This window comes from Rhodovibrio sodomensis (assembly GCF_016583645.1).
Taxonomy (GTDB): domain Bacteria; phylum Pseudomonadota; class Alphaproteobacteria; order Kiloniellales; family Rhodovibrionaceae; genus Rhodovibrio; species Rhodovibrio sodomensis.
Window position 1 is genome coordinate 1 of record NZ_NRRL01000169.1, and the last position, 7,613, is coordinate 7,613.

Sequence of the window (7,613 nt, forward strand, 5' to 3'; positions counted from 1 at the left end):
TGCCGCCGGTGAACAGGCCGCGGGTGTACTCCTCGGCCCGGCGGGCGGCCTCGCGCACCGGGCGCGGGAACTGGTGAGACAGGTCGCGCATCGCCCCGCGCACCGAGCGGTAGGAGCGCGAGGACAGGATCCGCGACAGGTACGCGCTCATCGCCCCCACCGGCGGGGCGATCGACATGTCGTTGTCGTTCAGGATCACGATCAGCCGGCTGTTCATCGCCCCGGCGTTGTTCATCGCTTCGTAGGCCATGCCGGCACTCATCGCGCCGTCGCCGATCACCGAGACGACGTGGTTATGCCGGCCCTGTCGGTCGCGCGCCACGGCGTAGCCGAGCCCGGCGGAGATCGACGTGGACGAGTGCGCCGCGCCGAACGGGTCGTAGACACTCTCCGCCCGGCTGGTGAAGCCGGACAGGCCGCCACCCTGGCGCAGCCTGGTCATCCCCTCGCGCCGGCCGGTCAGGATCTTGTGCGGATAGCACTGGTGCGAGACGTCCCAGATCAGCTTGTCGTCGGGCGTCTCGAAGACGTAGTGGATCGCCGTGGTCAGCTCGACCACGCCCAGGCCGGCGCCCAGGTGGCCGCCGGTCTCGGCGACCTTGTCGATCATGTCCAGGCGCAGCTCGTCGGCCAGCTGGCGCAGCTGCCCGTCGTTCAGGCGGCGCAGGTCCGCGGGGTCCCGGATGGTGTCGAGCAACGGGGTCTTGGTGTCGTTACGCAAACAGCTCTCCCTCGCGAACGGGCGACGCGGCGCGGGCCCTCCCGCGGTCCGCCCAGTGACCTAAGGCTAGGACGGCCGGTTGACCACAAACTGCGCCGTATGCCGCAGCAGACCGGCCTTTTCGCCGAAGCGGTCCAGGTGGCCGCAGGCGGACTCGACCAGGTCCTCCGCGCGGATGCGCGCGCGCTTCTTGCCCATCAGGCCGACGAAGGTCGCCTTACCGGCGGCGGCGTCCTGCCCGGTCGGCTTGCCGGCCTGCTCGGTCGACGCCTCGACATCCAGCAGGTCGTCGGCGATCTGAAACGCCAGCCCCAGATCGCGGGCGTAGGCGCGCAGCGCGCCGCGGTCCTCCGGGCCGGCGCTGCCCAGGATCGCGCCCGCCTCGCAGGCGAACTCGATCAGCGCGCCGGTCTTCATCCGCTGCAGCTCGGTGATGCCGTCGAGATCGAGCTCGTTGCGCTCGTTCGACATGTCGACCTGCTGACCGCCGACCATGCCGCGCGCGCCCGCCGCCTCGGCGAGGCCGCGGGTCAGCTCGCCGCGGATCTGGGCGTCCTTGTGCGTGGCCGGCTCGCTCAGGATCGCGAACGCTTCGGTCAGCAGCCCGTCGCCGGCCAGGATCGCGGTCGCGTCGTCGAACTTGCGGTGCACCGTCGGCTGGCCGCGGCGCAGGTCGCTGTCGTCCATCGCCGGCAGATCGTCGTGCACCAGGGAATAGCAGTGCACCATCTCGACCGCCGCGGCGACCCGCAGCGCGCGCGGATCGCGGACGTCGAACAGCCGGGCGCTGGCCACCGTCAGGAACGGGCGCAGGCGCTTGCCGCCGCCCAGACACGCGTAGCGCATCGCCTCGATGACGCGCCCGCGCGGCCCGCCGATCTGCGGCAGCAGGTCGTCCAGCTGGCGGGTCACGGCCGCGGCGGTGCTCTTGAGGGCTTCGGAAAGATCGGTCACGGCGGTGTCGCGCGGGTCTATTCGACGTCCAGCGGCTCGGTCGACACCTCGCCGCCGCTGCCGTCGGAACTGCCGCCCGAGCCCCCACCGGAGCCACCGGAGCCGGACACGCGGATCTTCTCGATCTTGGCCTCCGCCTCCTTCAGCTTCTGCTCGCAGTGGCGCTTCAGGTGCGCGCCGCGCTCGTAGGCCTGGATCGCCTCGTCGAGCTTGCCTTCGCCCTTCTCCAGGCGCTCGACGATCTGCTTCAGCTCGGCGAGCGCGTCCTCGAAGCTCATCTGCTGGACGTCGGCAGGCGCGTGTTGGGGGGACGCGGCCTGCTCGCCGCCGGATTGCTTGGACTGTTCCGCCATGGCGTTGGGTTCGCTGGCTCCAGCTCACAGGGTCGTGGCGACGGTGGTGCGGGCGGACCGCGCCCGCCCAAAAAACGCGGGCGGACTGTAGACCCGCGCCCGGCCAGCGGCAAGCGCGCGGGCGACCGCGCGCCCAGCGAGCGGCGAGACGCAGCGGGAGGGCCGCAAATCCCCTCGCCCTTGAGGGGAGAGGGAGGGGCCCGCGGACCGTCAGGTCCGTGGGAGGGTGAGACTCCTCGCCTTACGCCGGGGAGTCCCACCCTCATCTAGCCTCTCCCCTCAAGGGAGAGGGACCCGCCGAAACGGCCGTCACTCCCCAATCCGCCCTACCCCGCCATCAGCGCCTTCACGTGCGCGGCGGCGCTGGCGGCCATGGATTCTGGCTCGTAGCCGCCTTCCATCACCGAGACGATCTTGCCGCCGTTGGCGGAGCGGGCGACCTTCATGATCTGCTCGGTGATCCAGGTGAAGTCGTCCTCCTCCAGGCAGAGCGCGGCCAGCGGGTCCTTCACGTGGGCGTCGAAGCCGGCGGAGATCAGGATCAGGTCCGGCTGGAACTTGGCGAGCTGCGGCAGCACGATGTCGGAGCAGGCCTGGCGGAAGCCTTCCGAGCCGGTCATCGCCGGCAGCGGCGCGTTGACGATGTTGTTGGCGCAGCCGCGGTCGCCCGCCTTGCCGGTGCCGGGATAGATCCCCCACTGGTGGGTCGAGGCGAGCCACAGGTCCGGGTCGTCCCAGAAGATGTCCTGCGTGCCGTTGCCGTGGTGGACGTCGAAGTCGACCACCGCGATCCGGTGCTGGCTGTGCACCGCGCGGGCGTGCAGCGCGCCGATCGCGACGTTGGAGAACAGGCAGAAGCCCATCGAGCGCGCGCGCTCGGCGTGGTGGCCTGGCGGCCGGACGGCGCAGAAAGCGTTGTCGCAGTCGCCCGTCACCACCGCGTCGACGGCCGCGCAGACGCCGCCCACCGCGCGCAGCGCCGCATCCCAGGAGCCGGGCGAGACGTTGGTGTCGGCATCGATCGGGGCCATGCCCTCTTCCGGGATCTTGGCATGCATGTTGTCGATGTACTTCTGCGGGTGCACGCGCGCGATCTGCTCGTTGGTGCCCATCGGGCACGCGTGCTGCTCCAGCGCCGCGAAGCTGTCGCCCTCCAGCGCCTTCAGGACCGCCTTCAGGCGCGAGGGGTGCTCCGGATGCATGCGCCCGGGGTCATGGTTGAAGCAGTCGGTGTGCCAATAAAGACGTGTGGTCATCGCGTGTGCCCTGTCGCCTCCCCGCCCGACGGTGCTCGATGGCCCGCGGTTGTTATGGTCCAGTCGCGTCCGCCTGCGTGCGGCGGCCGATTGTCGCGCGCCGCGGCGTTGACCCGCCCGAGGTGTAGGCGCGGCCGCGGCCCAGTCACGTGATCCGCGGATAAGCCGAGCGCACCCGCGCGCCGATGTCAACGCGCGGCGCGGTCGCCAATCCGCACCAGGGTCAGAATTGCTTTTCTCACAGCGTGCGCGCGCTCGAGGTTTTCGTCGGGTGCGCCGCCCCTGGCCGCCGCCCCTGGCCGAGGTCGCGCGCGGAAAGCCGCCGAACCCGCCTGCCTCCCCACGCCCACGATCACGCCGGCTTGTCCGCCGTCGCGATCACGTAGTCCAGGCCGCTGTAGGCGAGCTCCGGCGGCACCGCGAGCGCGGCGCGGGCGGCCATCCGGGCGGGCGTCGGCAGGTCGGGGAACAGCTCGGACCGGCGGGCCAGGTGCCGGTGCAACGGGACGTAGACCCGCTCGCGGATCGAGGTGATGCGCACGTTGGTGAACCCGGCGGCTTCCAGCTGGCGGGCGTAGGCTGGCGGGCGCACGGCGTTGGCCTCGGGGATCTTCCAGGTGCGCGCGGTAACCTCCCAGATCGCCCGCTGCACGGCGCGGGTCAGGGGATCGCCGGCGGGCGCGGCCGGCAGGATGTCTGCGGCCGCCAGCCGGCCGCCGGGTGTCAGAACCCGGAACGCCTCGTGGAAAAAATCGTCGCGGGTGTCGAAGTGGAAGGCGCATTCCAGCGCCAGGACGTTGTCGAAGCCGGCGTCCCCGACCGGCATGTCGGTCGCCGAGCCCTGCCGCAGGTCGATCCGGTCGGACAGCCCCTGCTCCGCCATCCGCCCGCGCGCGGTCTCGACCTGGCTTTCGGTGATGTTGAGGCCGACGATCGCCGCCGGATCGAACGCCCGCAGCCATTCCGCGTCCTGATCGCCGAAGCCGTAGCCGACGTCGAGCGCCCGGTCGCCCGGCTTCAGCTCCGCCGCCTTGCCCAGGAGATGCACCAGCGCCGTGCTGGCGGCGTCGACGCTCGCCACGTCGTCGCGCCAGAAGCCGAGGTTGAGGTAGAGGCCAGTCTCGCTCAGCGCGTTGGTGGCGATCGTCTCGTAGATCTCCGCCACGCCCGGCCGGGTGCGCGGGTCGACCAGCCAGCGGGCGAAGTCGCGCGTGCGCGGGTGGGCGGTGGCGGCGTTCATGACGGGCGGCCTCTTCTGGATCGTGGGCAGGGCGCTGCGGCGCGTTCCCTCTCCGCCACCGGGGGGAGAGGGGACGAACGGTGGAGGGGTCGGACGCTCATCTAACCTTTCGCGCCGCGGCCCGAGTTCAAGGCCGCGTGCCTTGATCCCACACGCCGGGGGCAGCATCCTGCGCGACCGATAGCACGGGCCGGCATGCACAACCGACCGGCCGGGCGAACAACGAAGGCTGCGCATCCGGGGAGGACACGCTTCATGGCCAACGCGCGCCACATTCTGGCGATCGATCAGGGCACCACGTCGAGCCGCGCCATCCTGTTCGACGACCGCGGGCAGATGCTGGGCGATGCCCAGAAGGAACTGCCCCAGCACTTCCCCAAGTCCGGCTGGGTCGAGCACGACGCCGAGGACATCTGGCGGGACACGCTGGAAACGGCGCGCGGGGCGATCGAGAAGGCGGGCCTGAGCGCGCGGGACGTGGCGGCGATCGGCATCACCAACCAGCGCGAGACGGCGGTGATCTGGGACCGGGAGACCGGCGAGCCGATCCACCGCGCGATCTGCTGGCAGGACCGCCGCGGCGCGCCGCTGTGCGACAAGCTGCGCCACGGCGGCCACGAGCGGCTGATCCAGTACCGGACGGGGCTGATCATCGACCCGTACTTCTCCGCCTCCAAGATCGCCTGGCTGCTCGACAACGTCCCGGGCGCGAAGGAGAAGGCGCAGGCCGGCAAACTCGCCTTCGGCACGGTCGATTGCTTCCTCTTGTGGCGCCTGACCGGCGGTCAGGTGCACGCGACCGACGCCACCAACGCCAGCCGCACCATGCTCTACGACATCCGCCACGGCCGCTGGGACGACGAACTCCTGGCGCTGTTGGACATCCCCAAGGCGATCCTGCCGGCGGTCTGGTCGTGCGACGCCGAGTTCGGGCACACCCAGGCCGATCTGTTGGGCGCGTCGATCCCGGTGTGCGGGATCGCAGGCGACCAGCAGGCCGCGATGGTCGGCCAGGCCTGCCTGGACGAAGGCATGATGAAGTCGACCTACGGGACCGGCTGCTTCGCGCTGGTCAACACCGGCCAGACCGCGCCGCAGAGCCGCAACCGCCTGTTGACCACGATCGCCTACCGGCTGGGCGGGACCACCACCTATGCGCTGGAGGGCTCGATCTTCGTCGCCGGCGCGGCGGTGCAATGGCTGCGCGACGGCCTCAAGCTGCTGTCCAGCGCGGCCGAGACGGAAGCGCTCGCACGCCAGGCCGATCCGGAGAGCCAGGTCTACATGGTGCCCGCGTTCGTCGGCCTGGGCGCGCCCTATTGGGACAGCGACGCGCGCGGGGCGTTCTTGGGCCTGACCCGGCAGACCGGCCCCGCCGAGATCGCGGCGGCCACGCTGGACAGCGTCTGCTACCAGACCCGCGACCTGATGCAGGCGATGGAGGCGGATGGCGCCGACGCCCCGACTGCGCTGCGGGTGGACGGCGGCATGGTCGCCAACGACTGGCTGCTGCAGCGCCTGAGCGACGTCCTGAACGTTTCGGTCGAACGCCCGCAGGTGATCGAGACGACCGCACTGGGGGCGGCCTCGCTCGCCGGCACCAAGGCCGGGGTGATCGACGGCAAGAACGGCATCCGGGAGATCTGGCAGGCCGACAAGCTGTTCAAGCCGCAGATGGGCGCGAGCGAGCGCGAACGCCGCTACGCCGGCTGGCTGGACGCCGTCGGCCGGGTGCGGACCAACCGCTGAGGCCTCGCAAGCGGCCGCATCTGCGGGCCCTTGGCGCGAACCCCGGGCACACCTACGTCGTGAACCGGGTTGCGGCGGTGGCCGCGGCCGCGCCCGGCCGCGGCCACCGCGACGAAACCGAATGCCAAGCGCGAATCGATCAACGCCGAACCCGGCTCGGATCGCTGAATTTCGCGCTAGAGCAAAATCGATGAAGGTCGGGTCGACCTTCATCGTAAATTTTGCTCTAAATACTTGAAGAGAGAGCAAGAGTCAGCTGAAAGGTGCTTCCACCTCTCGGCGTCTTGCCCGCAGGAGGTCGAGATCCGATGAACCTGTCCAGCCTTGCCCACGCGACAGTCGCCGCGACCGCGGGCCTCGCGCTCGCCGGCGCGACCGCCGGCCCCGCCCTGGCGCAGAGCTTGAGCGTCGGCGACACCACGCAGACCAAGGTCGGCTGCACCTCGCCCGACCCGTACGTCGAGTTCGAGAAGGTCTACGCTGAAGACGGCCGTGTTGCCGCCTATAAGGTCCTGGCGCAGTCGCAGGCCTGTCAGATTCTGGAGCGACCGACCAACGTCGAGTTGCAGGAAGCGGTCGCCAGCTTCGACTTCGGCTGGGGCACCGGACAGGTCTGGCGGGTCACCCCGGTGAACCAGGACGTCGAGGCCCCGGACGAGCTGTTCATCCGCATCCGCGAGTAAGCGGCCGGCGTGCGCTGCGCGCGGCGTGTACCGGCCCGGCTTAGAGCAAAATCGATGAAGGGCGAGTCGACCTTGACCGTGAATTTTTCTCTAACTGCTTGAAGAAAGAGCAAGATTCAGCTGAAAGGTGGCTTCACCTTTCAGCATCCTGCTCTAGGTGAACGGGAACATCACCGCGCGCATGCCGGTGGCCACCACCTTTTTCGCCGGCCGGGCGTTGCCGCGCGGCGCGGCGCCGCCGTCCAGGTCGCAGGCGCGCCCGCACTCCGGGCAGGTCAGCACCGAAAGGCCGTGATCGGCCCCGACAACCGGCAGGTCGGTGTCGCAGTCCTGGCACCGGTAGCCGAGCGGACTTCTCGCCTGGGTCCACATACGCAACCTCCGCTTCATGCGCGCGCCGCGCGTCCGGCTCCTGAGACGCATGGCTGCCGACTCGCGCGACGGCGCGCCTGTCCGCGAACGCCGAACACTGGCGCCGCACCGACTCGCCAGCCCAGCGCTCGCAGGCTGGCGGGCGGCGATTCGTATGTAGTAGAGTCGAGGAGGAGCGCGGTGGCGGTGGGTCCCGGGGAGTAGCCGTTGGCCGGCGGCTTTCGCCCGATGCCGGTGCCTCAGTCCGGGCCGTCGCTCCGTTTCTCCGCCCCGCTCATCAAACGC

At 70.5% G+C, this 7,613-nt stretch carries 8 protein-coding genes; 2 read left to right on the top strand and 6 right to left on the bottom strand.

Annotated features, from left to right (window positions below; translation table 11 throughout):
• From CKO28_RS25810 to CKO28_RS25830, 5 genes are all read right to left on the bottom strand, one after another.
• The coding region (locus tag CKO28_RS25810; protein WP_242480827.1) for a 1-deoxy-D-xylulose-5-phosphate synthase N-terminal domain-containing protein at positions 1-721 on the bottom strand (721 nt) is incomplete at its 3' end.
• 66 nt (positions 722-787) lie between these two features.
• Entirely contained in the window at positions 788-1,675 is an 888-nt protein-coding gene (locus CKO28_RS25815) for a farnesyl diphosphate synthase (RefSeq protein ID WP_200344021.1), read from the bottom strand.
• Positions 1,676-1,692: 17 nt separating this feature from the next.
• Positions 1,693-2,028 (bottom strand): exodeoxyribonuclease VII small subunit, encoded by a 336-nt coding sequence (locus CKO28_RS25820; RefSeq protein WP_200344023.1) that lies wholly within the window; start codon positions 2,026-2,028, stop codon positions 1,693-1,695.
• 326 nt (positions 2,029-2,354) lie between these two features.
• Complete coding sequence (locus CKO28_RS25825; RefSeq protein ID WP_200344025.1) at positions 2,355-3,284, bottom strand: histone deacetylase family protein; 930 nt, start codon at positions 3,282-3,284, stop codon at positions 2,355-2,357.
• Between the two features lie 352 nt (positions 3,285-3,636).
• Positions 3,637-4,524, bottom strand: a complete 888-nt coding sequence (locus CKO28_RS25830) for an SAM-dependent methyltransferase (protein ID WP_200344027.1) — start codon at positions 4,522-4,524, stop codon at positions 3,637-3,639.
• A 255-nt stretch (positions 4,525-4,779) separates the two neighbouring features.
• On the opposite strand from CKO28_RS25830, the gene glpK reads away from it, so the two are divergent.
• Both glpK and CKO28_RS25840 read left to right on the top strand, forming a co-directional pair.
• The gene (glpK, locus tag CKO28_RS25835; protein WP_200344029.1) at positions 4,780-6,273 is read left to right on the top strand and encodes a glycerol kinase GlpK; all 1,494 of its coding nucleotides are present in this window, start codon (positions 4,780-4,782) and stop codon (positions 6,271-6,273) included.
• A 308-nt stretch (positions 6,274-6,581) separates the two neighbouring features.
• On the top strand, positions 6,582-6,956 hold the full coding sequence (locus tag CKO28_RS25840; RefSeq protein WP_200344031.1) for a hypothetical protein: 375 nt from the start codon (positions 6,582-6,584) through the stop codon (positions 6,954-6,956).
• 153 nt (positions 6,957-7,109) lie between these two features.
• Here the strand turns inward: CKO28_RS25840 and CKO28_RS25845 are convergent, their stop codons facing one another.
• Entirely contained in the window at positions 7,110-7,328 is a 219-nt protein-coding gene (locus tag CKO28_RS25845; RefSeq protein ID WP_200344033.1) for a hypothetical protein, read from the bottom strand.
• Positions 7,329-7,613 lie beyond the last annotated feature (285 nt).